Here is a 24,768-nt window from a genome sequence, read left to right as displayed (position 1 = left end):
TCTTCCCTCCGCCGTCACCAATTTGGAACGTTCCAAATTTTCGACGTGTTCAATTCAAACCCTGCCCGCTTGCGAGCCTCAAAAATCCTGCGCGTTTCCTAGAGACGGCCGATCGAAAGCCCGCCATCCGCCTGGATGACCGAGCCGGTGGCAAAGGCGAATTTGCCGCCGGCAAGCCCGGCCGCGATATTGCCGATGTCATCGGGCTCGCCCCAGCGCCGCATCGGCACCAACCCGCCGTCAATCAAGCCATCGTATTTCGCCGAGACGCCGGCGGTCATGTCGGAGCGGATGATACCCGGCCGGATCTCGAAAACCGAGATGCCGGTATTGGCAAGCCTGAGCGCCAGCCCCTGGCTGAAGGCGGCAAGGCCGGCCTTGGTCATGCAATAGTCGAGCCGCTCGGGCGACGTCATCGTTGCCGAAACCGAGGTGATGTTGATGATCGACCGCGGTGCTACATCAGCCGGATCCGTCAGCATCGAGACGAGCACGGCCTGGGTGAAGAACACCGTTCCCCGCAGGTTGGTGGCGACGATCGTGTCGAAATTTTCCGGCAGCAGATCGAGGAAATCACCCCGCATCACCGAGGCGATGCCGGCATTGTTGACGAGGCAGCGGATCGGACCGAGCTCGGCGCGAACACGCTCGACAGTCGCCGCATGGCCGCTGATATCGGCAAGGTTCGCTTCGATGTAGATCGCCCGGCCGTGGTCGCCGGAAAGTTCCGACAGCGTCTGGGCGGTCGTCGCGTCCGCCGCACCGAGGCCGGTGAGCGCAATATCGAAGCCCTCGCGGGCGAGCGCACGGGCGACGCCGAGACCGATGCCGCGGCGGCCGCCGGTGACGATGGCGACGGGGCGCGTCGATGACGTCATGATCGAAACTCCCTAGTGGCGATATGGTCGGCGACCCTGAGCGCCTGAGCGGCAACGGTCAGCGCCGGATTGACGGCAGCCGATGTCGGCAGGAAGCTCGCGTCGACGACGAAGAGGTTCGGGTGGTCGTAGGCGCGACAGTAGGTGTCGAGCGGCGCATGCTTCGGGTCTTTGCCCATCCGCACCGTGCCGCACTGGTGTGACGGCGTGCGTTTGTCGAAAGCCTGGGACAGCACGATCGGATAACCGGCTGCCTTGAAATGCGCGCGCATCTTCGCTTCGAGCCCGGACAGCGCCTCCATGTTCGAGCGTCGCCACTGCATGATGATGCCGTTGCCGTCGACCATGATGCGGCTTTCCGGGTTCGGCAGGTCCTCCGTCATCATGTACCAGTCGACCGCATGGCCGGCCATGAAATCGAAGGCAAACCGCGGTGCCCAGAGGGGCGCATTGGCCTTGAGGATGTCGCCGTTGATCTTGCCGAGCAGCTGGACGTTGCCGAGCGGCAGGCCATCCCTGCCGCCGGTGAGGTAATAGTCGTTCAGCATCAGCGTCTTCTGGTAGATGCTGTCGTTGCGCTTGAACGGGTTGATTGCCAGCATGGCGCTGCAATTGTGGTTCATGAAGTTGCGGCCGACCTGGTCGGAGGCGTTGGCGAGCCCCTTGCCGTCGCCGGAGCGCAAGAGGATGGCGGCCGAATTGATCGCGCCCGCCGACAGGATCACCAGCTTCGGCGACAGCTTCTTCTTCTCGCCCCTGTGGGTGTAGTGGATCGCCTCGATCCGGCCGCCGGGTCCCGCCTCCAGCGTGTCGACATGCGCCGAGGTGATCAGCTCGATATTGGGATCCTTCAGTGCGGAAGCGAGCGATGCGGTTTCAGCGTCCATCTTGCCGTTGCCGGTGTTCGGAAACCCGTCCCAGGGCGTGCGCCCGCCGGCAAGCCAGGCGTCGATGTCGACGCCGAGCGGCAGCGTTGCCGGATTGAGCCCCTGCGCCTTCAGCTCTGCACGGGCCCGCGCAATCGCCGGCTCGTCCGGCACCGGGCCGAAAGTGTAAGGCGAGCTGTGGAACGGCTCCGTCGGGTCGTCGCCCAATTCGCCGCGCACCTCAAACAGCTGCTCGGCCTTGCCGTACCAGGGCTCCAGCTCCTCGTAAGGGAAAGGCCACGCCGGCGAAACGCCGCCGAGATGCTGCATCTCGGTGAAATCTTCGGCCCGGTAGCGCAGGAGCACCGCACCGAAGAGCTTGGAATTGCCGCCGACGAAGTAGAAGTTTCCGGGGTTGAACTCGGTGCCGTCGGGTTCGCGCCACATCTCCCTCGGGCGGAAGTGGCCCTTGACGAAGATCGAGCTGTAGCTGCGCGCCTCCGGCGTATCGGGCAGGCGGTCGCCACGCTCGAGGATGGCGATGCGGGCGCCGGAGCCGGCAAGCCCCGCCGCAAGCGTGGAGCCGCCGATCCCCGACCCGATAATGACGATCTCCGGCTGCTGCTGCATCGTTGGTTACGCGATCCGCTGCTGGCTCTGCGGATCGAAGAACACCGCCTTGTCGAGATTGAAGGCAAGGCGCGAGGTCTGCCCGGGCGCGATGCGGGCATCGGCTCTCAGCCGGGCAACGATCTCCTTGCCGCCGAGACGGGTGACCGCAAAGGTATCGGAGCCGGCCGGCTCGACCACCTCGATCAGGCACTCGCCCTCGGCGACCACCTTGGCATTGCGGTCGGCGCCATCAGGATCGGTCAGCGCTTCCGGACGGATGCCGAAGACGACGTCCTTGCCGGCATAGGCAGACAGTGCGCCGTTGGCCTGAGGCACCGCAAGCTTCAGCGGCTCGGCATTCGGACGCGTCAGCGTGACCGCAATGTCGGAGCCGCTCTTTTCGATCCGCGCCGTCAGCAGGTTCATCGCCGGCGAGCCCATGAAGTCGGCGACGAACATGTTGGCCGGGTTGTTGTAGATCTCGGCCGGCGTCCCGAACTGCTGCAGCACGCCATCCTTCAGCACCGCGATCTTGGTCGCCAGCGTCATCGCCTCGATCTGGTCGTGGGTCACGTAGACGATCGTCGTCTTCATGCGGTTGTGCAGCCGCTTGATTTCGGTGCGCATGTCGACGCGCAGCTTTGCGTCGAGGTTGGAGAGCGGCTCGTCGAACAGGAAGACCTGCGGGTTGCGCACCAGCGCCCGGCCCATGGCGACGCGCTGGCGCTGGCCGCCCGAGAGCTGGCTCGGCTTGCGATCGAGCAGATGGCCGATCTGCAGCATTTCCGAGACCTGCTTGATCGCCTTTTCGCGCTCCTCCTTCGGCACGCCGCGGATTTCCATGCCGAAGGCGATGTTTCCGGCAACCGTCATGTTCGGGTAGAGCGCGTAGGACTGGAACACCATGGCGATGTCGCGCTTCGAGGGATGCAGATCGGCAACCGAACGACCGTTGATGGCGATCTCGCCCGATGTGATCGGCTCCAGACCGGCAATGGTGTTGAGAAGTGTGGACTTGCCGCAGCCCGAGGGGCCGACCAGCACCAGGAAGCCGCCTTCTTCGATCTCCAGGTTGATATCCTTCAGGATCTCGAGCGAGCCATAGGATTTGCGCAGGTTGCTGATTTTCAAGAAAGACATGAGCTTATCCTTTCACGGCGCCCGACATCAGCCCGCGAACGAAGTAGCGGCCGGACACGATGTAGACGATGAGCGTTGGCAGGGCGGCGAGGATCGCGCCCGCGAAGTGGACGTTGTATTCCTTGACGCCTGTCGAGGACGAAACGAGGTTGTTCAGCGCGACCGTCATCGGCGTCGAATAGGGGCCTGAGAAGGACGCGCCGAACAGGAAGTCGTTCCAGATGTTGGTGAACTGCCAGATGACCGAGACGACGATGATCGGACCGGAGGACGGCAACAGGATGCGCCAAAAGATCTGGAAGAAGCTGGCGCCGTCGATCTGCGCTGCGCGCACCAGCTCGGTCGGGAACGCTTCGTAGTAGTTGCGGAAATAGAGCGTCGTGAAGCCGATGCCGTAGATCACATGGACGAAGATCAGGCCCCAGATCGAACCGGCTATCCCAAGGATGCCGAGGATGCGTGCCATCGGGATCAGCACGATCTGGAACGGGATGAAGCACGAGAGCAGCAGCATGCCGAAGAAGATGTTGGCACCGGGAAAGCGCCACTTCGTCAGCACGTAGCCATTGAGTGCGCCGATGATCGTCGAGATTGCTACGGCCGGCACGACCATCAGGATCGAGTTGATGAAGAAGGGTTTCAGGCCGGTCGGCTGCACGCCGATCTGCGCCGTCGACCAGGCCTGAAGCCACGGCTCGACCGTAAAGGTCTGCGGCAGGTTGAGCATGCCGCCCTGGCGGATCTCGTCGAGCGGCTTCACCGAGTTCACCAGCATGACGTAGAGCGGCAACAGCGAATAGAGCGCAAAGAGGATCAGCGCGGTGTAGATCAACGCGCGGGTGAGGCGGTTGTGTGAAATGATGTTGTCTGGGCTCGGAGCGCTCATCAGCGTCGTGCTCCCCGGATTTCGGAATAGAGATAGGGAACGATGATCGAGAAGATCATCACCAGCATGATGATCGCCGAGGACGCGCCGATGCCCATCTGGTTGCGGGTGAAGGTGTAGGAATACATGAAGGTCGCCGGCAGTTCGGTCGCCTGGCCGGGGCCGCCGCCGGTGAGCGCGATGATCAGGTCGTAGGCCTTGATCGCCAGATGCGCGAGCACCACGAATGCGGAAAGAAACACCGGCCGCATCAGGGGAATGATGATCCGGCGATAGATCGTCGAGGTCTTGGCGCCGTCGATCTGCGCTGCCTTGATGATCTCGTTGTCGACGCCGCGAAGGCCCGCAAGGAACATCGCCATGATGAAGCCGGTCGACTGCCAGACCGCGGCAATGACGACGCAGTAGATCGCGTAGTTGCGGTCCTTGATCCAGTTGAACGAGAAGCTCTCCCAGCCCCAGAGGTGCATGGTGTTCTCAAGGCCGATGCCGGGATCGAGGAACCACTTCCAGGCCGTTCCGGTCACGATGAACGAGAGTGCCATCGGGTAGAGGTAGATCGGCCGCAGGAAACCTTCGGCCCGGATCTTCTGGTCGAGCAGGATTGCCAGCCCAAGGCCGAGCACGGAGCAGATGGTGATATAGAGCGCGGCGAAGATCGCCAGGTTGCTCACCGCCCGCCACCAGTGCGGCAGCGCCCACAGCTTCGAATAATTGCTTAACCCGACGAAATTGTAGGACGGCAGCATCTTGCTGTCCGTCATCGACAGAAAGCCGGTATAGGCAATAAAGCCATAGACAAAGATCAGGACGATGAGGAAGCTCGGGGCAAGCACCAGCTTCGGTATCAGGTCCTGCAGGCGACTGCGGCTATCCATGAACGTTCACCACTTCTGGCGCGGCCGTCGGGAAATCCCTGATATCGGCATCCGCGCGAGGTTCTGGGTATCAAAGCGCCCCTCCCCGCGTCCTGTTGGCCACGGCGGTTCGACGGCGCCTGCATGTCGGAATAGGGTGTCCGGGGCGCCTAGAGTGCGCCCCGGAGCGAGCCCGTTACTTCGCGGCCTCGACGGCCGAGACCAGTTCCTTGACGGCCTCTTCGGACGTCAGTTCGCCGTTGAACTCGCGCGTCACGACGTCGTAGATCGCGTTCTTGACGGCAGCCGGGTTGGCATGGCCATGGGCCATGGAGCCGAAGAGCTTGCCGTTGGTGTTGGCTTCTGCCAGGTCCTTGATGCCCTTCTTGCCGCAGGCGTCGAAGTCCGTGTCCGGAACGTCGGTGCGCGCCGGGACCGAGCCCTTGACCACGTTGAAGGCCGACTGGAAGGTCGGGCTTTCGATCGCCGAAGCCATGGCGAGCTGGGCCGGAACCTTGTCGTCGGCAACCTTGAACATCGCGAACTGGTCGGAGTTGAAGGTCACGGACCCTTGCGTACCCGGGAAGCGCATGCAGACGAAATCGGTGCCCGGCACCTTCTTGGCCTTCAGGAATTCGCCCTTGGCCCAGTCGCCCATGAACTGCAGGCCGGCCTTGTTCTCGATAACCATGGCGGAAGCGAGGTTCCAGTCACGGCCCGAGAAGTTGTCGTCGACATAGGAGCGCAGCTTCGTCATGCGGTCGAAGGCTTCCTTCATCTTGTCGCCGCCGAGCGCTGACGGGTCGAGATCGATGAAAGCCTGCTTGTAGAAGTCGGTGCCGAGCGAAAGCACGACGGCGTCGAAGATCGTCGCATCCTGCCAGGGCTGGCCGCCATGGGCGATCGGGGTGATCCCCTGGGCCTTGAAGTTGTCGAGCAGGGCAACCAGTTCGTCCCAGTTGGTCGGCTCCTTGCCGCCAGCCTTGTCGAGGGCGGCCTTGTTGATCCAGACCCAGTTGGTCGAATGCACGTTGACCGGCGCTGCGATCCAGTGGCCGTCATACTTCGAGAATTGCTGCAGGGCGGTCGGGATCACCTTGTCCCAGCCTTCCTTGGAAGCGGTCTCGTCGAGGTTGCCGAGTGCGCCTTCCTTGGCCCAGTCGAGAATGTCGAAGCCGAGCATCTGCACGGCGGTCGGAGCGTTGCCCGCGGTGACGCGAGCGCGCAGAACCGTCATCGCTTCCGTACCGCCACCGCCGGCAACCGGCATGTCGGTCCAGGTGATGCCCTTGCTTTCCAAGTCCTTCTTCAGAACGTCGAGTGCGGCGGCTTCGCCACCGGATGTCCACCAGTGCAGAACTTCCACATTTTCGGCTGCGCGCGCGGCGGTGGCCGCCATCATCAGCGCCACAACGGCCGTCGTCGTCATCAACTTGCGCATCGTTTTCCTCCCGTTTGCAAGTTAACGAGGCGGAACCTCCTCCACCCCGGAATTCGCGCCGCTTCAGCCAGCGGCTGGCCATTTAAAACGTTATAAATTCAGCAAGTCAAGCATTCCGCCATTTTGTATTTTAGCACCTTCGGAACCGTTTGAATTTACTGAATTATATAGCTCACATTAGCTATTGCAGTGCAGCAAGCCATGCCGCGATGCGAGATTTAAAACGTTTTCATGATTCGATTGCCTAAGCCCTCGCACCACGATACAAACACCGCTCCCGCCCGCGTTCAGAAAGACTAGCATTGGCCGATCCCTCCAAGCCCGCCCACGCCGAAGACATTGGTTCTGCCGTCAAGCGCGGCAAGCCGACCCTTCGCACGATCGCGGAAATCACCGGCCTTGCGGTCACCACCGTTTCGCGTGCCCTTTCCGATGCGCCGCAGATCTCGCTCGATACCCGCAAGCGAGTGCGCGAGGTCGCAGACGAGATCGGCTATTCGCCCGACCGGGCCGCCCAGCGCCTGAAGACCGGCCGCACCAATGTCATCGGCGTGCTGCTCGACCCGCACGAGGAAATCCTCGGCTACGGCACCTCGATCATGAGCGGCATCGCCAAGGCACTTCAGGGCACGGCCTACCACCTGATCGTCATGCCGAACTTCCTGAACTCGACCAATGTCGAGGCGGTCAACTACATCACCCGCAACGCGATGGCCGATGGCCTGATCTTCTCGCGCACGGAACCGCTCGATCCCCGAGTCCGATTGCTGTCCGATCTCGGCTTTCCCTTCGTCACCCATGGGCGCACGGAGCTTTCCACCCCGCATCCCTATGTCGACTACGACAACTTCACCTTTTCCTACCAGGCGACGAAGCGCCTGATCGCCAAGGGCAGGCGCAAGCCGGCCCTGATCAGTGGCCCCGCCGATTTCACCTTTGCCGGCCATCTTCAGCACGGCTTCATGACCGCCGTGCGCGAGGCGGGCTGCGCCTACGAAATCCTCTCGGGCATCGATCTCGACAGCCCGGCAGGCGCCATCCGCGACCGCGTGCGCCAGCGCTACGCCGAGCCCGATCCACCGGACAGTTTCATGTGCGGCGGCGAAGTCTGCGCGCTCGCAACCATCACCGGCATGAGCGATTGCGGGCTGACGCTCGGACGCGAATACGACATCGTCGCCAAGCAGACCTCGCATCTCCTGAGCGCCATCCAGCCGCAGGTCGAGACGATCTACGAGGACCTGACGGCGACCGGCGAGGACATGGGCCGGGTGCTCCTGCAGAAGATCGGCGGCGAAAGCGACGTCAGCAAGCTGCAGCTGCTGCTCTGTCCGCAGATCCCATCGAGCTTCGGCGCGGCCGGCTGAGCGGGCGAACACGGCACGCAAGGCGGTGTCACGTGACGCTGCCTCCTGCCCCAATGTTCTCCCCATCGTCCGCATGTCCTCTCCTCCCCTGTTTCAGCCTTAGCGCGGCATCCACCAGCCGGTACGCGGCCCCATATGCATGTTGAGCGTCTTGGTCTCGGTGTAATCCTCGACCGAATGCCGGCCGAGTTCGCGGCCGAGGCCGGACTGGCGGTAGCCGCCGAAGGGCAGTTCCGACGCACCATCCATGAAGGTGTTCATCCAGATGGTGCCGGCGCGCACGCGGCGGCCGATCGTCAGGCAGGTGTCGAAGTCGCGGCTCCACACCCCGGCCGAAAGACCATAGTCGATCGCATTAGCGATGCCGATCGCCTCTTCCGTCGTCTCGAAGGTCAGCACCGAGAGAATCGGGCCGAACACTTCTTCGCGCGCCACCGCCATGTCCGGGCGCACGGAAGAAAGGATCGTCGGCGCCATGAACTGGCCCATGCCGAGATCGAGCGCGGTGCCGCCATGGGCAACCGCAGCGCCATCCTTGGAAGCAGCAGAAACATAGCTGGCGATCTTTTCCAGATGCTGCGGCGTGATGATTGCGCCGACCTGGGTTTCCGGATTGAGCGGATCGCCGACCTTCACCTTGGCCGAGAGCTCGGCGATGCGGCGCGTCACCTCGTCGGCGATGTCACGGTGCAGGATCAATCGCGAGCCGGCATTGCAGCATTCGCCGGCATTGAAATAGGCGCCGAAGACGGCGGCATCGATGAATTCGTCGAGATTGGCGTCGGGGAAAACGATCTGCGGGTTCTTGCCGCCGAGTTCCAGCGAGACCTTCTTCAGCGTCTGGGCAGCATTGGCCATGGTCAGGCGGCCGACGCCGGTCGAGCCGGTGAAGGACACCATGTCGACATCCGGATGCGTCGTCATTGGCGCGCCGACCTCCGGCCCCGTGCCGGTGATGATGTTGACCACGCCGGCGGGAACGCCGGCGGCTTCGAGGATTTCACCGAGCAGCAGCGTCGAGGCCGAGGTCAGCTCGGACGGCTTGACGACAGTGGTGCAGCCAGCGGCCAGCGCAAAGGGCAGCTTCTGGCTGACGATCAGGAACGGGAAATTCCAGGGCGTGATGATCGAGACGACACCGATCGCCTCGCGCAGCACGACGCCAAGTGTACCGTCACCGAGCGTGTTGTAGCTTTCGCCATGCAGATCGCGGGCGAGAGCCGCGGCGTAGCGCCAGATATCGGCGGCACCGCCGAGTTCGCCCTTGGCTTGGCTGATCGGCTTGCCGGATTCGATCGCATCGAGATAGGCAAGCTCATCGGCGCGCTCGGCAATGATATCGGCTGCGCGCAAAAGCACCAGCGAACGCTGCGAAGCGGTCATGCGCGGCCAGGTGCCCTCGTCGAAGGCACGGCGTGCGGCAGCAATCGCTTTTTCGGCGTCGGCCTTGGTGCCCGCCTGATAGCGGCTGACGACGACGCCGTGGCCCGGCGCCACGCGCTCGATCGTACGGCCCTCGGCGCTGTCCACCCATTTGCCGTCGATCAGCATCTGGAAGGCGCGAACCTTTTGGCCGTCGATCGGCTTGGGTTTCACGAGCACGGTCATTACCATTCTCCCTTGAATTGGGCTTCACGCTTTTCGGAGAAGGCAACGACACCTTCCTTGAGGTCGCCGGTCTTGGCGACAAGGATCGAGCCGAGCGCTTCGACTGCGGATCCGTTGTCTTCGCCATTCGCCGAAGCGAGCATCAGTTTCGAAATCTCGAGCGCCGCAGGCCCGCGCTTGGCGACACGCGCCGCATAATCGCGGGCAGCTGAAAGCACCGTGCCGGTCTCGACGACGGCATCGACCAGACCTTCGCGCAGAGCAGCCTCGGCGGTGAACATCTCGCCGCCCAGCACCATGCGCCTGACGATCTGGGCGCCAAAGCGAGAGACGAGGCGCTGCGTGCCCGACCAGCCGGGCACCATGCCGAGGCTCGTCTCCGGCAGCCCGATCTTGATCTGCGCTTCGGCCAGCCGGATATCGGCGGCCGCCGCCAGTTCCAGCCCACCGCCAAGCGCATGGCCGTTAAGAGCGGCGATGACGGGCATGCGCAGCGTCGCCAGCCGCTCGAACACGCGGTGGCCGAACCGTACCCAGTCATGCCCGAAGGCAGGCGCATCCATACCGCCCCAGGCTTTGATGTCACCGCCGGCCGAAAATGCCTTGCCCTCGCCGGTGAGGATGACGACACGCACATTGCGGTCGGCTTCAATCTCGTCGCAAGCCGATGCCAACGCCTTCAGCATGTCGATATCGAAGGCATTGAGCTTGTCCGGACGGGCAACCGTCATGGTCGCGATCGGTCCATCAACCTCGATGCGGATACGGCCTTCAGCCACGGTCGCCTCCCTGAAGCCGGCGCGCCGGCTTCTTCGGCAGTTCAAGACCAAGCAATGCATCCTGGAACAGACCCGCATCCATGGTCTTCAGTCTGTCGGAAACGATCAGTGGGAATTCCGACTGGTCGAGAATATGCGCCTGCAGGTCGACTCCCGGCGCGATCTCGGTCAGCATCACGCCCTCGGGCGTCAGCTTCATCACGCAGCGCTCGGTGATATAGGTGATGTCCTGGCCCTGCTCGATGCCGCGACGGCCTGAGAAGGTGACGTGTTCGACCTCGTTGACCAGCTTCTTTAGCTTGCCTTCCTTTTCGATCACCAGTTTGCCGTCGGCGACCGCGAGCTTGGCGCCGGCATTGAACATGCCGGAGAAGACGATCTTCTTCGCCCGTGCCGTTATGTCGACGAAACCGCCGGCGCCGGCCGTCACATGCGGGCGGAAAGAGAGTTTCGACACGTTGACCGAGCCGTTGCGATCGATCTCAAGGAAGGAGAGCAGCGAGGCATCGAAGCCGGCGCCCTGGAAATAAGTGAACTGATAGGGCGAGGGCATGAAGGCATCGGCATTGGAGGCGCAGCCGAAGGCGAAGTCGAGCAGCGGCACACCGCCGACAGCGCCCTGCTCGATCACCCAGGTGACCGCACCGTGCAGCCCCTCTTCGAGCAGGATGCGCGGCACATTGGCCGAAATGCCGAAGCCGAGATTGACGGCGCTGCCGGCTTCAAGCTCCTGCGCCACGCGGCGGGCAATGACCTTCTGGATATTGAATTCCGGCACCCGGAAACTGTCGAGCGGCCGGAAGATCTCGCCGGAAATCGCCGGATCGTAGAGCGTCTGGGTCGTCTGTTTCTGGTCGGGATCGACGATGACATAATCCACCAGCACGCCCGGCACGCGCACGTCGTGGGGTTTCAGTGAGCCTTCCTTGGTGATGCGCTTGACCTGGGCAATGACGATGCCGCCATTGTTGCGGGCAGCGAGCGCCTGGTCGAGACCACCGAGATAGGCGCCCTCGTGCTCATAGGTGAGATTGCCGCGCTCGTCCGCCGTCGTCGCGCGGATGATCGCCACTTGCGGCGCGATCGCCTTGAAATAGAGCCAGTCCTCGCCTTCGAACGAGACCTTCTTAACCATGGGCTCAGCCGCGGCCGAAGCATTCATGGCGCAGCCTTCGCGCGACGGATCGACGAAGGTGTCGAGGCCGACCTTGGTCATCACGCCCGGGCGCTTGGCCGCGGCCTCGCGGTGCATGTCGAACAGGATGCCGGAGGGCACGTTGTAGGCCGCCACCTCGTCAGCGCCGATCATCTGCCAGATCAACGGCGGTTCCGCACTCGACGGACCCGAGGGATAGGAGCCGCCGATGATCTTCTTCAGCAGACCCTTCTTGGCGATATAGTCGACGCCCTTGATGCCGCTCATGTCGCCGGCGGCAATCGGATGCAGCGTCGTCAGGTCGCGTGGGTGGCCGGTCGTCTCGAACCGCTCGCCGATCGCCTTGAGCATCAGATCCGGGCAGCCGAGGCCGCTGGACGAGGAGACCGAAACCACCGCGCCATCCGGGATCAGGGCAGCCGCTTCGGCCGGCGAGATGTGCTTTTTCATCGACATGAGTTCAAAGTCCCGTTTCGATCGCCACGGCCCGGCCGGTGGCCGCCGCCTTGACGACGGCAAGGCCCGTTGCCAGCGACCAGACGCCATCCTCGCCCGTCGCAGATGGACGGCCGTTGCCCCGGGCAGCGGCATGGAAAGCGGAAAGCGCTGTTTCGTAGAGATTGCGGTGGTCGAGCGTCAGCTCGCTCTCGCCATCGGCGTTGCGCAGCGTCACCGTGCCTGTCGGCTTCTGCGTCATCACGTTGCGGCCGATCAGCGATCCTTCGGTGCCATGCACCTCAAGACCGGTCTCTGCGTATTTGGTGGTGAAGGCATCGTGGAACTGTGCGATGACGCCGGAGCGGAAGTGGATGACACCCATGACGCCATCCTCCAGGCCTTCCTTGCCCATGCCGGCACTGTGACTGATGGCAACGGCCTCGATCGGATCGTCGTTGAGGATGAAGCGCAGCGTATCGGCGTCATGCACGGTGATGTCGAGAATGACGCCGCCGCCGGCGTCCGGCCTCTCCAGTCGCCAGCCCTGGAGATGCGGCGGCAGATAGACGGCGTGGAAGACGCGGGCTGCAATCGGCCGGCCGATCCTGCCCTCGGCGATCGCATCGCGCATTGCGCGGTGGCTGGCGGCATTGCGCAGGTGGTGGTTGGTAGCAAGAACGACACCCGCTTCCTGCGCTGCGCTCACCATGTCGCGCGCATCCTCCAGCGTCATCGCCAGCGGCTTCTCGCAGAGCACGTGCTTGCCGGCAGCGATCGCCGCCAGCGTCTGCTCGCGATGCAGTTCATTGGTGGTGGAGACATAGACGGCATCGACATCGGGATCGCCGACGAGTTCGGCAACAGTGGTCACCGACTTGGCGATGCCGTTCTCCTCGGCGTAAGCCGCGCCGCGCTCCGCGCTCGTGCTCATGACGGAGACGACCTCGCCTCCGGCGGCGCGGATTGCGCCGATCACCCATTCGCGCGCAATCGTGCTTGCGCCGATCAGACCCCACCGTGTCATGCCAGTGCCTCCCTTTTTCTCTCGATTGCAGCGCCGCAGCTCTGGCGAACGACGAGACGAACCGAACCGACGATGGCTTCCGGCTCCGCCTTACCGGCCTTGATCTGCTTCAACAGCAGTTCGGCCGCCCGTTGGCCCATGCCTTGCGGATCGACGGACACCGTCGTCAGCGCCGGAACTGCTGTCTTCGCCTCGATCACGTCGTCGAAACCGATAACGGCAAAATCGGCACCCGGCTCAAGCCGCCGGGCCCTCAGGCCATCGCAGACGCCGAAAGCGACCGCATCATTGAAGCAGAGTGCGGCCGTCGGCCGGTCGGCGAGCATCATCGCCTGCTCCACCGCCGTCACCCCGCCGGCACGCGACGGCGCCGAACCGATGATCAGCGATTCCGAAACCGGCATGCCGGCCTCGACGAGCGCATCGCGGTAGCCGCGCATGCGCGCCTCGAAGACGGCGGTGTCGGAAAAGCCGCCGAGGAAGGCGATGCGCTGGTGACCACGTTCGATCAGATGACGCACCGCGGCCACGGCACCAGCGTGGTTGTCGGAGATCAGCGAAGAGACATTTGCACCGGCAATGTCGCGGACGACGAGCACGACGGGAATGCCGCTCTCGACCAAAGGCGCAAGATCGGCCGCTTCGGTGCCACGCGCCGGCGAGATGATCAGGCCGGAAACGCCATGCTCGCGCATCGACGCGACCACTTCGCGCTGGCGCTCGATCTTTTCGCCGGTATTGGCAAGAAACTGCACGAAGCCTGCCGATTGCACGACCGCATCGACGCCGACGGCGAGTTCCGCAAAGAAGCTGTTGGTGAGATCGTTGACGACGATGCCGATGATCTTGGACTTCGATTGCCGAAGATTGGCAGCACCGCGATTATAGACATAGCCGAGATCGCGGATGGCGGCATTCACTTTGGCGCGCGTCGCCTCATTGACGAGCGAGCTGCCCTGAAGAACGAGCGACACGGTCGACTTCGACACGCCGGCAGCGTGCGCAATATCGATGACCGTTACCCTCTCCTTAACCACAGCATCCTCCCGAATTCTTCTGCCTGCTTTCTTCTTTCATAATTGGAACGTTCCAATTTCGTCAAGAGTTGGTTGATCACTTTTTTCCCGTCCAGCCGCGCTCGGTCTAGACAAAAGGCACCTTGAGAAGCGTCGCGATCTGCGGTTTGACGGATTATTTAATTGAATTTCAATGATATTATTGGAGATCCGCAATCGCCTGGAGGAGGATCGCCTCGCCTGAAAAACATTGCCGCTTGCCATTTGGAACGATCCAAAGTATTCCAGGACAAACGTCCGCGGAGGAGACCAACCCCAATGACAAGCCTGACGCTGCCGCGCCAAGACGGCTCGCTTGAACAGTATCGCCTGACCGGAACGCCGATCGAACGGCCCAACACGCCGCCGACCTTCAACCGCATCGCCTATGCGGCCGCCCATGTGGTCTCGGATCCGCTCAAGGATCTCGATCCCTGGGGCAACCCGGCGATCGACTGGGACGTGACGATGGCGTTTCGCCATCACCTCTGGAGCCTGGGTTTCAAAATCGCCGAGGCGATGGACACCGCCCAACGCGGCATGGGCCTTGCCTGGCCGGGCGCGCAGGAGCTGATCCGCCGATCGCTCAGCGATGCGCGGCAGGTAGCGGGCGCCGATCTTGCCTGTGGCGCCGGCACCGACCATCTTGCGCCCACCGATGCACGCTCGCTTGACGATGTGATTGCCGCCTATGAGGAACAGGTCGGCTTCGTCGAAGGCGAGGGGGGCAGGGCGATCATGATGGCAAGCCGGGCGCTCGCCCGCGTCGCGCGATCGGCCGACGACTATCGCCTCGTCTATGGCCGCATCCTCGGCCAGACCAGGCACAAGGTGGTGTTGCATTGGCTCGGCGACATGTTCGATCCGCAACTTCGGGGCTATTGGGGTTCGGAGAATTTCGACCAGGCGCTCGATACGGTGCTCTCGATCATCGAAGCCAACCGCGACAAGGTCGAAGGCATCAAGATTTCGCTGCTCGACAACGCCAAGGAAGTGGCACTGCGCAATCGCCTGCCCGAAGGCGTGCTCTGCTTTACCGGCGACGACTTCAACTATGCCGAGCTGATCGAGGGCGACGGCACGAAGTACAGCCACGCGCTGCTCGGCATCTTCGATGCGGTGGCGCCCTCCGCCTCCAAGGCACTCGCGGCGCTGGCGAAGGACGATCTCGCCACCTTCCGCGGCGTGATCGAGCCGACCGTGCCCCTGTCCCGCAAGATCTTCGAGGCGCCGACACAGTATTACAAGGCCGGCGTCGTTCTCCTCGCCTGGCTGAACGGCCACCAGCGCCACTTCACCATGCCCGCCGGCATGCAGTCCGCCCGCGGGGTGCTGCACTACGCCGATATCTTCCGCCTCGCCGACCGCGCCAATGTGCTCGACCGGCCGGAACTGGCGCTCCAGAGAATGAAAAGCCTGCTATCGACCCTCGGCGTGGACCAAAGCGCCTGAGAAAGAGCGGCGCTTGAGAAATGACAGACGGCGCCTTCCCGGCGCCGTCTGTTTTCGATCGGGAGCCGGGCAGGGGCCGGCCGGATGATCAGAATGTTGCCGTTAGGCTCATCCAGAAGCGGCGGCCTTCCATGACCGTGTTGAAATCGGTCTGCTCGACTTCCTTGTCGAAGAGATTGTAGACCGCGGCGTTCAGCGTCAGGCCCTCGCCGACATCATATTTCGTGCCGATATCGACCGTCGTATAGGCGTCGTACTTGCGGCCCTGCTGGCCGTTGATCGTCACCGGCTTGCCGTTGGTGCCGATGCGCGGGCCGGCGGCGATCTCTTCGCCGTGATAGCTGACGGAAGCCCAGGCTTCTAGCCCTTCGACCGGCGTGTACCAATCAGCCCTGAGATTGGCCATGTGTTCCGGCGTGCGCGCCAGCGGGAAGCCGGCAAAGGTGCCGGTCTTCTGTTCGGACTGCGTGTAGGTGTAGCTCGCGCGAAGTGTCAGATCCGGCGTCGCATTCCAGGTCGCGGTGAGCTCGACGCCCTGAATGATCGCGTCGTCGATATTGTAGTTGTACCAGAGGCGGTAGTTCGGGTCCTCGCTCCAGCGCACCGGATTGCCGGCCGAATCCAGCACCATCGAGTTGGAGATCTTGTCCCGGAAATCCGTATAGAAATAGGTACCACCGAGAATGACGTCGCCATTGTCCCAAACCGCGCCGATTTCATAGCTCGTGCTCGATTCGGCCTTCAGGTTCGGGTCGGCGATGATCACGCCGCAGGTGCCGGTCGGACCATAAGAGCAACCGCCACCGCCGGTCGTATAGGCATAACCCGGCGCGATGCTGCGGATATCGGGCGCACGGAAGCCGGTGGAAATGCCGCCCTTTACCGTCAGCATGTCGGTCGCGTTCCAGACGCCGTAGATGCGCGGGCTCAAGTGGTAGCCATATTCCTCATGATGATCGAGACGCAGGCCCGTGGTCAGCGCGAAGTCATCGACCATGCGCCATTCGTCTTCGGCAAACAGCGCCCATTGCGTCGCCGAGAAGGTCTCGTTCAAGCCCGTGCGTCGACCCGGGTTCTGGTCGGAAAGCCGCGCCTCGAAATATTGCCCGCCAGTCACCAGCGTGTGGCTGCCGCCGAGATCGAAGGGGGTGGTGAACTTGCCGTCGATGACGGTGTTGCGCACCTCGGGCGCGCGCGGCTGCTTGACGAAGCGACCGTCTGCCTGGCTGTAGTTGTAGGTCCGGCGCTCCGCCCATTCCTGCAGGATGGAGAAGTCAGACGTCGTCGGTCCCCAGCGGCCCGTATGGGAGAACGACCAGTGATCGCGGTCGTTGTCGTTGTAGGTGCTGACCGCGCGCGGTCCGGGCTCGATCGTCTTGCCGACATTGGCATCGCGGCGAAGCCGTGCGGTCCCGCCTTCGAGGAAGAAGTCATGATCCTCGTTCGGCGTATAGGAAAGCCGCGCCGTCAGATCGTGTTCCTTCGAACCGGTGATGCCGGAAAGGAACCTGTCCTCACTGCGCTTCAGGCCGCGGCCCCAGATCTGTACGCCGAGCGTGTCTTTCAGGATCGGCCCGCTGGTGTAGAACGACATTTGGCCCGAATTGCCGAACTGCTTGTGCTGCTGCATCGTGCCGTCGGTGGTGAACGAGCCGGTCCAGCTGTCGGCGACCTTGCGGGTGATGATGTTGATGACCCCACCCATGGCATCGGAACCGTAGAGCGACGACATCGGCCCACGGACGATCTCGATACGCTCGATGGCGGCGGCCGGCGGAATGAAGCTCTGCTCGAAACCGGAGTTGCCATTGGTGCGCGCGTCACGCGTGCTCTGGCGCTTTCCGTCGACAAGAATCAGCGTGTAGGAGCCGGGCAGGCCGCGGATGAAGATGTCGCGCTCGTTGGCGACACCTGTCACCGCAACCCCTTGCGCGTCGCGAAGCGCATCGGTGAGATCGCGGAACGACCGCTTTTGCAGGTCTTCGCCCGAGATCACCGTGATGCTCGCCGGCGCATCCTTGACGTTTTGCTCGAACCCGGTCGCCGTCACCACAATCTGCTCGAGTTCGGTCGCCTTCTCCTTCTCCTTTTCCTTGGCCTTCTGTGCCAAGGCTTCCGTCGGCACCGTCAGCGCCGTGCCGGCGAGGCAGGCGCAGACGAAACGACGTGACCATCCGGCCGAGCCGCACCGGTTCCAGCGGTCCCCTTGCCGCTGCCCCTCGGTTTCGGTCTCAGGCCCCATCCGCTTCATCATCTTCGCCCCGCATATATCTTGAGTAATGAACTCCACTTAGTTATTGGCGAGGGAGACGGTCAACGACGCTGTTTTGGAACCGTTCCAAATACGAAACGACGCAAAACAGCGCCCGCGAATATGCCGGATGAGACAGAAAGGCGGGACGGAACCATGGCGAAAGCAACGGCGAGCGTGACAGGAGGCGCGTCGGCGTCCAACGAACGTCAGACGGATCTGAGCAAGCTGCGCCTGCTCCTGGCGCTGGACGCACTGCTACGCGAAAACAGCGTCAGCCGTGCCGCTTCAAGCGTCGGTCTGCAGCCCTCGGCAATGAGCCGCTTGCTCGGTCAATTGCGTGAGGACTATGCCGATCCGCTGTTCCTGCGCACAGGTCATGGCCTGCGCCCGACCCCGCTTGCCGAGTCTCTGCGGCTACGCGTGCGCGCTCTTGCCGCAGAGACCGAAGCCCTGCTTGACGCACGCGCCGCTGGCTCCGCGTCCGCACCCACACAGACAGGTCACGCCGGCTGGGAAGGGCAGGCACTGACCGACGCACCACCGCTGGCGGTCCGGCCAAGCCGCCTGCTTGAGGGGGAGCCGGCACCGGAACAGTTCGCCGCAAAGCTGGCCGAAATCGGCGACGATGCCGCCCCTGAACGACGATTGGCTCGCTGCATCGCGACTGTCGGCACCGGCGCCGGCCGCAGCCGCCCCTTGAGCGAAGAGGAGGCCGAGGACGCGCTGGCGATCATCCTTGCCGGCGAAGCGGACCCGGTGCAGATCGGTGCGCTGATGACGGTGCTGCATTATCGCGGACCGACGGCGGTGGAGGTGGCCGGTTTCGTGCGCGCCATGCGCCGCCATATCGGCGCAATTGAACCGGGAAACGGCATCGCCGACCTCGATTGGCCCTGCTACCTCTCGCCCAAATTGAAGACTGCGCCCTGGTTCCTGCATGCGGCACGGCTTGTCGTCGATGCCGGGCATCGCGTCGTGCTGCATGGAAGCTACGGTGAAGAGGGTACGGATCGGTACAAGCTGGAGGTGGCCGCTTCCGCAGCCGGCATCCCGATCTGCACGTCGATCACGGCCGCCAAGACAGCGCTTCGGTCGGCAGGCATCGCCTATCTGCCGCTCTCGGCCTTTGCGCCGCAGGTCTATCGCTTGCTGGGGCTCTATCGGCTGATGGAGATGCGCATGCCGCTAAACGCCGCCATACACCTCATCAATCCGATGGGCGGACGGACAAGCCTTCTCGGCGTCGCCAATCCCTCGAGCCGCACGCTCAGCCGCGACATCGCCATGCTGCTCGGCACGAGAGAGTTGACGATCCTCGGCAACACCCGCGACCACGCTGAGTTCACGCCCTACCGCCAGACGCCCCTTTTCCGCCTTGTCGGCGGCGAAGCCTCCGAAGTCATCATTCCCGCGAAAATCGCGCCGCCGGCCGAACCGCGCACCGGCTTGAGCAGCCGCGAATACTGGCAGGCGGTTTGGACTGGTGCTGCCCGCGACGAGCGCGCGGAAACCACCATCATTACGACGGCGGCTGCCGCCCTTGTCAGTCTGCGCAATCACGACGACTTCGAGGCTGCTTGCGAGACAGTGCGGGGACTTTGGAACAACCGATCACGCCGGATGGCGTGATCGGAAATCGGCGTGGCTCAGGCAGCCAGGCCCTTTTTCGCGAGCATCGCATCCGGGCTCGGCAGTTTGCCGCGAAAGGCCTTGTAGGCATCCTCCGGATCGATCGAGCCTCCGACCGAATAGATGTTGTCCTTGAGGCGGGCGGCCATGGCCGGATCGAAGGCGTTGCCGGTTTCCTCGAAGGCGGCGAAGGCATCGGCGTCGAGCACTTCCGACCACATGTAGGAATAGTAGCCGGCCGAGTAGCCGTCGCCCGAGAAGACGTGCAGGAAGTGCGGGCTGCGATGGCGCATGACGATGGATTTCGGCATGCCGATCTCATCGAGCTTCTTGGCTTCGAGCGCCATCGGTTCCGCCGTCACCGCGGCCGTATGATAGGCCATATCGACCAGTGCGGACGACGTGAACTCGACCGTGGCGAAGCCCGAGTTGAAGGTTCGCGCCGCCAGCACCTTGTCGAGCAGCGCCTGCGGCATCGGCTCGCCCGTCTGGTAGTGCACCGCATAACGCTTCAGGATCTCCGGCACCGTCAGCCAATGTTCGTAAAGCTGCGACGGCAGCTCGACGAAGTCACGCGACACACCCGTGCCGGACACCGAAGGGTAGGTGACGTTGGATAGCATGCCATGCAATGCGTGCCCGAACTCGTGGAAGAGCGTTCGGGCATCATCGAGCGACAGCAGCGCCGGCTTGCCCTCGGCGGGCTTGGCGAAATTGCAGACGTTGTAGATGATCGGCAGCTCGCCTTCGGCGCCGTTCTTCAGCTTGAGCTTGTGCTGCGACTGGAACGAACTCATCCACGCACCGGAGCGCTTCGAAGACCGGGCGAAGTAGTCGCCAAGGAACAATGCCACCAGCTTGCCGGATGCATCCTTGATCTCGAAGACGCGCACGTCGGGATGGTAGGCGGCAATGCCCTTCTTCTCCGTCGCGGTAATGCCGAACAGACGCTTGGCGACATCGAAGCAGGCCTCGATGATCTTTTCGAGCTGCAGGTAAGGCTTGAGTTCGCCTTCGGAGAAATTGAACTTTTCGGCGCGGAGCTTCTCGGCGTAATGGCGCCAGTCCCAAGGCATGACGTCGTGATTGCGGCCCTCGTCGGCAACAAGCCGGGCAAGCTCGGCCTCTTCCTCGCGGGCGCGGGCAACCGCCTTTTCCCAGACTTGCATCAGCAGGCCGTTCACGGCAGTGGGCGTCTTCGCCATGGTATCGTCGAGCTTCAGCGACGCGAAGTTATCATAGCCGAGCAGCTTCGCCTTTTCGGCCCGCAGCGCCAGCATCTCGGTGATCAGCCCGCGATTGTCGGTGTCGCCGCCATTTTCACCGCGCGCGATCCAGGCGCGGAAGGCCTGCTCGCGAAGCTCGCGATTGTCGGAGAAGGTCAGGAACGGTTCGATGATCGAGCGCGACAGGGTGACGGCGTACTTGCCCTTCTGGCCGCGGTCTTCGGCAACCGCCGCCATGGCGTCGCGCAGGAAGTCCGGCAGGCCGGCGAGCTGTTCCTCGCTCTCCAAGAACAGAACCCAGCTCTTCTCATCGGCGAGCACGTTCTGCCCGAACCTGGCGCCGAGGCCGGCGAGTTTCTCGTTGATCGCTGCCAGCCGCTCCTGCTCGGGCTTTGCGAGCTTGGCGCCGGATTTGACGAAACCCTTCCAGTGGCGCTCGAGTACGCGCGTCGCTTCAAGATCGAGGCCAAGCCCTGCGCGCCCTTCCCACAGCGTGTCGATGCGCTTGAAGAGCGCCGCATTCATGCCAATTTTCGAATAGTGCCGGGACATCTTCGGCGCGATATCGCGCTCCAGCGCCTGGATCGTCTCGTTGGTGTCGGCGCCGGCCTTGTTCCAGAAGATCGAGGATACGCGCGACAGTCCGTCACCGGCGATCTCCAGCGCAATGATCGTGTTTTCGAAGGTCGGCGCCGCCGGGTTTTCGGCAATCGCGTCGATCTCCGCCTCATGTTCCCTGAAAGCCGCGTCGAACGCCGGAGCAAAATCCTCGTCCTTCACCAGGTCGAAACGCGGCAGGCCTTCGTGGCCGGTCCATGCGGTGAGCGCGGGATTGAGCGGGGTGCTGGTGGTCATCAGAAATCCTTTCGCATGCGGTCCGACGCGGGGCCGGGGAGGGGCGTCGCTGATCTATGACATCAGGACGCGGAGGCAATGGAGGTGGTCGTGAGGGGGCTTGCCGTCAAGGCCTGCGCAAACCGAGAAGCCCGGGGGCAGCGTGCCAGACCGCCTGAACGGCAAAGCCGATGAACAGGAGACCGGAGAGCCGGACGATCGCGAGTTCGTGGCGTCGGTAGAAACGCCGCACGACGGAGGTGCCGATGATGACGATCAGGATCAGATCGGCCACGAGAAATCCGATCAGCGAGACGCCGAGCAGCGCCGGCAGCGCATCGAACTCGAGCGCGTTGGCCGAGCTGGCCAGCAGCGCCGTGAAGGTTGCGAGCGCTACCGGATAGCCCTTGGGATTGGTGAGTCCAAAAATCAGTCCGCGTCTCAAAGGACGCTCGACTGTCACGAGCGCGCGGTTCTCCCCGGCGGGGCGTGCGCGCAATGCCGTCCAGCCGATCCAGCCGAGATAGGCGCCGCAGAAGAGACCGAGGATATCGAAAATCGTCGTGCCGACGGAGCGCGCGCCGACGATTGCGACCAGCGCCAGGGTCGACCAGAGAACGTCACCGGCAAGGTGTCCGCCCATGAACAAGGCGCCTGCCTTGCGCCCCTGGCCGGCGCCGATGCCGAGCAGCGCCAGAAACGCCGGTCCGGGAATAAGGACATAGGAGAGGGCGGCGAGAAAGGCTCCAATCAGCAGCGTCTCGGACATGGCGGGTTCCCAGTTGCGTTACCCGCATTCGATCCGGAGGCACCGTTTCAGTCAAGAGGAAAGCTAAGCCAACTATAGGACGACGCGGGTGAGCGCTTGCCGGAAGGCCGGCCAGTAAAGGTCAGGTTCTTGGTCGTGGCGCGGATATGGGCGGCGACGGCGTGAACGAAATTGCTCATGTTTTTCTCCTCGAGGGATCGACGGCCAGGCAGGTACACGGCTTCTAGACCATCATCGCAGTGCCCCGGCCGATCAGCTGTTCCGTAGGGAACGTTCCGCTCGCGGCCGCGCACAAATCTTTCGTTTCGCCGATTTCCCTCGATACGAAGTTGCGCTAGAACGCGGCCGAGTTTTCCCCCCGCGAGAAGGACTATCCATGACTGTGCGCAACCTCTTCCTTCTGCCCGGCGACGGCATCGGCCCGGAAGCCATGGCGGAAGTCCGCAAAATCATCGCCTACATGAATGCCGAGCTTGGTGCCGGCTTCGTGACGGACGAGGGGCTGGTTGGCGGTTCGGCCTATGACGCCCACGGTCAGGCGATCTCGGAAGAGGACATGGCGAAGGCGCTTGCCGCCGATGCGGTGCTGTTCGGCGCCGTCGGCGGTCCGAAGTGGGATGCGGTGCCCTACGAGGTGCGCCCGGAAGCCGGTCTGCTGCGCCTGCGCAAGGATCTCGAGCTCTTCGCCAACCTGCGCCCGGCGATCTGCTACCCGGCGCTTTCCGCCGCCTCGTCGCTGAAGCCGGAACTGGTCGAAGGCCTCGACATCCTGATCGTGCGCGAGCTGACCGGTGGCGTCTATTTCGGCGAGCCGAAGGAGATCGTCGATCTCGGCAACGGCCAGAAGCGTGGCATCGACACCCAGGTCTACGACACCTACGAGATCGAGCGCATCGCGGGCGTCGCCTTCGAGCTGGCCCGCACCCGCAACAACCGCGTCTGCTCGATGGAAAAGCGCAACGTCATGAAGTCGGGCGTGTTGTGGAACCAGGTGGTGACCGAGACGCACAAGGCGAAGTACTCCGACGTCCAGCTCGAGCACATGCTGGCGGACGCCGGCGGCATGCAGCTGGTGCGCCAGCCCAAGCAGTTCGACGTCATCGTCACCGACAATCTGTTCGGCGACATGCTGTCGGACGTGGCGGCGATGCTCACCGGTTCGCTCGGCATGCTGCCGTCCGCCTCGCTCGGCGCACCGGATGGTGTCAGCGGCAAGCGCAAGGCGCTCTATGAGCCGGTGCATGGCTCGGCACCCGACATTGCCGGCCAGGGCATTGCCAACCCGATCGCGATGATCGCCTCGTTCGCCATGTGCCTGCGCTATTCCTTCAACCTGGTGACGGAAGCCGACAATCTGGAGAAGGCGATCGCCACCGTGCTCGACCAGGGCATCCGCACCGGCGACATCATGGCCGAAGGGGCGAAGAAGGTCGGCACCACCGAGATGGGCGACGCCATCCTTGCCGAGTTCAAGGCGCTGTCGGCGTAAGCGACAACCGATCCTGAACGGCGTCACGCTGACGCCAACAGGCCTACGAAAACCAACACCTCCGGAGCGCATCCGGAGGTGTTTTGCGTTTCACGGCCTTGAATTTGCCAAAAGAACCGACACATCGGAAAAAGACGGACCGGGGCCGCCTGGCGCGGGAAGCGCCCTGCATCGTGCCCCGACAGGAACAGACAATTGCCGCGCGATCTGGGTGGCAGGATGGGAGAACCATGAACCGACCACTTGCGGCCACCGGATGGATCGTGCTGACAACAGCCATCCTCGTGTTCGCGCTCATCCCGCTCGATCCGTTCCTGTCACAGCGCGCGCAAGGCCTGCCGGACAACATCGTCACCTTCAATGAAAGGATCACCGATTTCGGTACCTTTGGCTGGATGATCTATCTTTCCGGTATCCTGCTTGCGGGGGCCTTCGTGCTGCGCCGGGCGGCAAGCCAGGGGCCGCTTCAAAACAAGGCGCGCACTGCCCGCGACCTCGCCGCCTATTTCCTTTTGACGATCGGCACCGCCAGCGCGTTGGTGCATACGCTGAAGCTCCTGATCGGCCGGGCACGACCGGAACTCTTTGCCGAGCTCGGCGCCTACAGCCTGACGCCGTTCGCCGCCAGTGATCTCTATGAGAGCTTTCCGTCCGGGCACTCGACTGCGGCCGGTGCGTTTTTCGGCGTCTTCGCCATGCTGCTGCCGAGACTGAGGCCACTCTTTCTGGTCCTGGCGCTGACGATCGGTGTTTCCCGCGTCATCGTTGGCGCACACTATCCGAGCGACGTCGCCGCCGGGCTGCTGCTCGGCCTTTGGACATCGGTGATGATGGCGTTTGTCTTTGCCAAATACGGTCGCCTGTTTCGCCTCGGCCCGGGCGGTTGGCCGCTTGCCGGACGCAGCGAGCCGACCCAATAAAAAAGCCGGCGCGGAAGACCGCGCCGGAGTCAGGAGAGCCATGATAGCTCGGGGAAGATTTGAGGTGCCCCCGGGATTTGTTCTCTCC

Annotated in this window: 20 protein-coding genes; 5 read left to right on the top strand and 15 right to left on the bottom strand. The window is 63.3% G+C overall.

Features of this window, described 5'->3' with window-relative positions:
- Positions 1-98 precede the first annotated feature (98 nt).
- From BLU15_RS10055 to BLU15_RS10030, 6 genes are all read right to left on the bottom strand, one after another.
- Positions 99-878 (bottom strand): 3-ketoacyl-ACP reductase, encoded by a 780-nt coding sequence (locus BLU15_RS10055; protein WP_034803008.1) that lies wholly within the window; start codon positions 876-878, stop codon positions 99-101.
- Positions 875-2,374, bottom strand: a complete 1,500-nt coding sequence (locus BLU15_RS10050) for an FAD-dependent oxidoreductase (protein ID WP_090295204.1) — start codon at positions 2,372-2,374, stop codon at positions 875-877. The genes BLU15_RS10055 and BLU15_RS10050 overlap by 4 nt, the downstream gene beginning before the upstream one ends.
- Before the next feature lie 6 nt (positions 2,375-2,380).
- Positions 2,381-3,496 (bottom strand): ABC transporter ATP-binding protein, encoded by a 1,116-nt coding sequence (locus BLU15_RS10045; RefSeq protein WP_034803014.1) that lies wholly within the window; start codon positions 3,494-3,496, stop codon positions 2,381-2,383.
- A gap of 4 nt (positions 3,497-3,500) precedes the next feature.
- A complete protein-coding gene (locus tag BLU15_RS10040) occupies positions 3,501-4,382 on the bottom strand; it encodes a carbohydrate ABC transporter permease (RefSeq protein ID WP_034803016.1) in 882 nt (293 codons plus the stop codon).
- Entirely contained in the window at positions 4,382-5,260 is an 879-nt protein-coding gene (locus BLU15_RS10035; protein ID WP_090295203.1) for a carbohydrate ABC transporter permease, read from the bottom strand. The genes BLU15_RS10040 and BLU15_RS10035 overlap by 1 nt, the downstream gene beginning before the upstream one ends.
- 175 nt (positions 5,261-5,435) lie before the next feature.
- Positions 5,436-6,668 (bottom strand): ABC transporter substrate-binding protein, encoded by a 1,233-nt coding sequence (locus tag BLU15_RS10030; RefSeq protein ID WP_371589769.1) that lies wholly within the window; start codon positions 6,666-6,668, stop codon positions 5,436-5,438.
- A 314-nt stretch (positions 6,669-6,982) separates the two neighbouring features.
- On the opposite strand from BLU15_RS10030, the gene BLU15_RS10025 reads away from it, so the two are divergent.
- Positions 6,983-8,047 carry a LacI family transcriptional regulator gene (locus BLU15_RS10025; protein WP_034803036.1) on the top strand — a complete coding sequence of 355 codons (1,065 nt, stop codon included), beginning with the start codon at positions 6,983-6,985 and terminating at the stop codon, positions 8,045-8,047.
- Between the two features lie 99 nt (positions 8,048-8,146).
- On the opposite strand, the gene BLU15_RS10020 is transcribed toward BLU15_RS10025, so the two are convergent.
- From BLU15_RS10020 to BLU15_RS10000, 5 genes are read right to left on the bottom strand one after another with little or no spacing between them, the layout of a single operon-like run.
- Positions 8,147-9,655, bottom strand: a complete 1,509-nt coding sequence (locus BLU15_RS10020; protein ID WP_090295200.1) for an aldehyde dehydrogenase family protein — start codon at positions 9,653-9,655, stop codon at positions 8,147-8,149.
- A complete protein-coding gene (locus tag BLU15_RS10015; RefSeq protein ID WP_090295199.1) occupies positions 9,655-10,434 on the bottom strand; it encodes an enoyl-CoA hydratase/isomerase family protein in 780 nt (259 codons plus the stop codon). Before BLU15_RS10015 ends, BLU15_RS10020 begins: the two co-directional genes overlap by 1 nt.
- Positions 10,427-12,046 (bottom strand): acyl CoA:acetate/3-ketoacid CoA transferase, encoded by a 1,620-nt coding sequence (locus tag BLU15_RS10010; protein WP_090295197.1) that lies wholly within the window; start codon positions 12,044-12,046, stop codon positions 10,427-10,429. Before BLU15_RS10010 ends, BLU15_RS10015 begins: the two co-directional genes overlap by 8 nt.
- A gap of 4 nt (positions 12,047-12,050) precedes the next feature.
- Positions 12,051-13,052 carry a Gfo/Idh/MocA family protein gene (locus BLU15_RS10005; RefSeq protein ID WP_090295195.1) on the bottom strand — a complete coding sequence of 334 codons (1,002 nt, stop codon included), beginning with the start codon at positions 13,050-13,052 and terminating at the stop codon, positions 12,051-12,053.
- The gene (locus BLU15_RS10000) at positions 13,049-14,089 is read right to left on the bottom strand and encodes a LacI family DNA-binding transcriptional regulator (RefSeq protein ID WP_090295193.1); all 1,041 of its coding nucleotides are present in this window, start codon (positions 14,087-14,089) and stop codon (positions 13,049-13,051) included. Before BLU15_RS10000 ends, BLU15_RS10005 begins: the two co-directional genes overlap by 4 nt.
- 297 nt (positions 14,090-14,386) lie before the next feature.
- Here BLU15_RS10000 and BLU15_RS09995 point away from each other — a divergent pair, with 297 nt between their 5' ends.
- Positions 14,387-15,559, top strand: a complete 1,173-nt coding sequence (locus BLU15_RS09995; protein WP_089044270.1) for a dihydrodipicolinate synthase family protein — start codon at positions 14,387-14,389, stop codon at positions 15,557-15,559.
- Positions 15,560-15,647: 88 nt separating this feature from the next.
- On the opposite strand, the gene BLU15_RS09990 is transcribed toward BLU15_RS09995, so the two are convergent.
- Entirely contained in the window at positions 15,648-17,801 is a 2,154-nt protein-coding gene (locus BLU15_RS09990) for a TonB-dependent receptor domain-containing protein (RefSeq protein WP_090295440.1), read from the bottom strand.
- Positions 17,802-17,966: 165 nt separating this feature from the next.
- Between BLU15_RS09990 and BLU15_RS09985 the strand changes: the two genes are divergently transcribed.
- Positions 17,967-19,442: a glycosyl transferase family protein gene (locus BLU15_RS09985; RefSeq protein ID WP_090295192.1), complete on the top strand. Its 1,476-nt coding sequence runs from the start codon at positions 17,967-17,969 to the stop codon at positions 19,440-19,442.
- Positions 19,443-19,459: 17 nt separating this feature from the next.
- Here BLU15_RS09985 and BLU15_RS09980 read toward each other — a convergent pair whose 3' ends face one another.
- From BLU15_RS09980 to BLU15_RS40620, 3 genes are all read right to left on the bottom strand, one after another.
- Positions 19,460-21,523: a M3 family metallopeptidase gene (locus tag BLU15_RS09980; protein ID WP_090295190.1), complete on the bottom strand. Its 2,064-nt coding sequence runs from the start codon at positions 21,521-21,523 to the stop codon at positions 19,460-19,462.
- Positions 21,524-21,629: 106 nt separating this feature from the next.
- Positions 21,630-22,271 (bottom strand): LysE family translocator, encoded by a 642-nt coding sequence (locus tag BLU15_RS09975; RefSeq protein WP_034803056.1) that lies wholly within the window; start codon positions 22,269-22,271, stop codon positions 21,630-21,632.
- A 47-nt stretch (positions 22,272-22,318) separates the two neighbouring features.
- Positions 22,319-22,450, bottom strand: coding sequence for a hypothetical protein (locus BLU15_RS40620; RefSeq protein WP_255380610.1), 132 nt, complete (start codon positions 22,448-22,450; stop codon positions 22,319-22,321).
- Between the two features lie 197 nt (positions 22,451-22,647).
- On the opposite strand from BLU15_RS40620, the gene leuB reads away from it, so the two are divergent.
- Positions 22,648-23,760, top strand: a complete 1,113-nt coding sequence (leuB, locus tag BLU15_RS09970) for a 3-isopropylmalate dehydrogenase (protein ID WP_090295188.1) — start codon at positions 22,648-22,650, stop codon at positions 23,758-23,760.
- A gap of 230 nt (positions 23,761-23,990) precedes the next feature.
- Complete coding sequence (locus BLU15_RS09965) at positions 23,991-24,680, top strand: phosphatase PAP2 family protein (protein WP_034800174.1); 690 nt, start codon at positions 23,991-23,993, stop codon at positions 24,678-24,680.
- The last annotated feature ends 88 nt before the right edge of the window (positions 24,681-24,768 follow it).

Origin of the sequence: Ensifer sp. YR511 (genome assembly GCF_900103045.1) — a bacterium.
Taxonomy (GTDB): domain Bacteria; phylum Pseudomonadota; class Alphaproteobacteria; order Rhizobiales; family Rhizobiaceae; genus Ensifer; species Ensifer adhaerens.
Note: the sequence above shows the minus strand (reverse complement) of the source record. Positions and strands in the feature narration are given on the sequence as shown.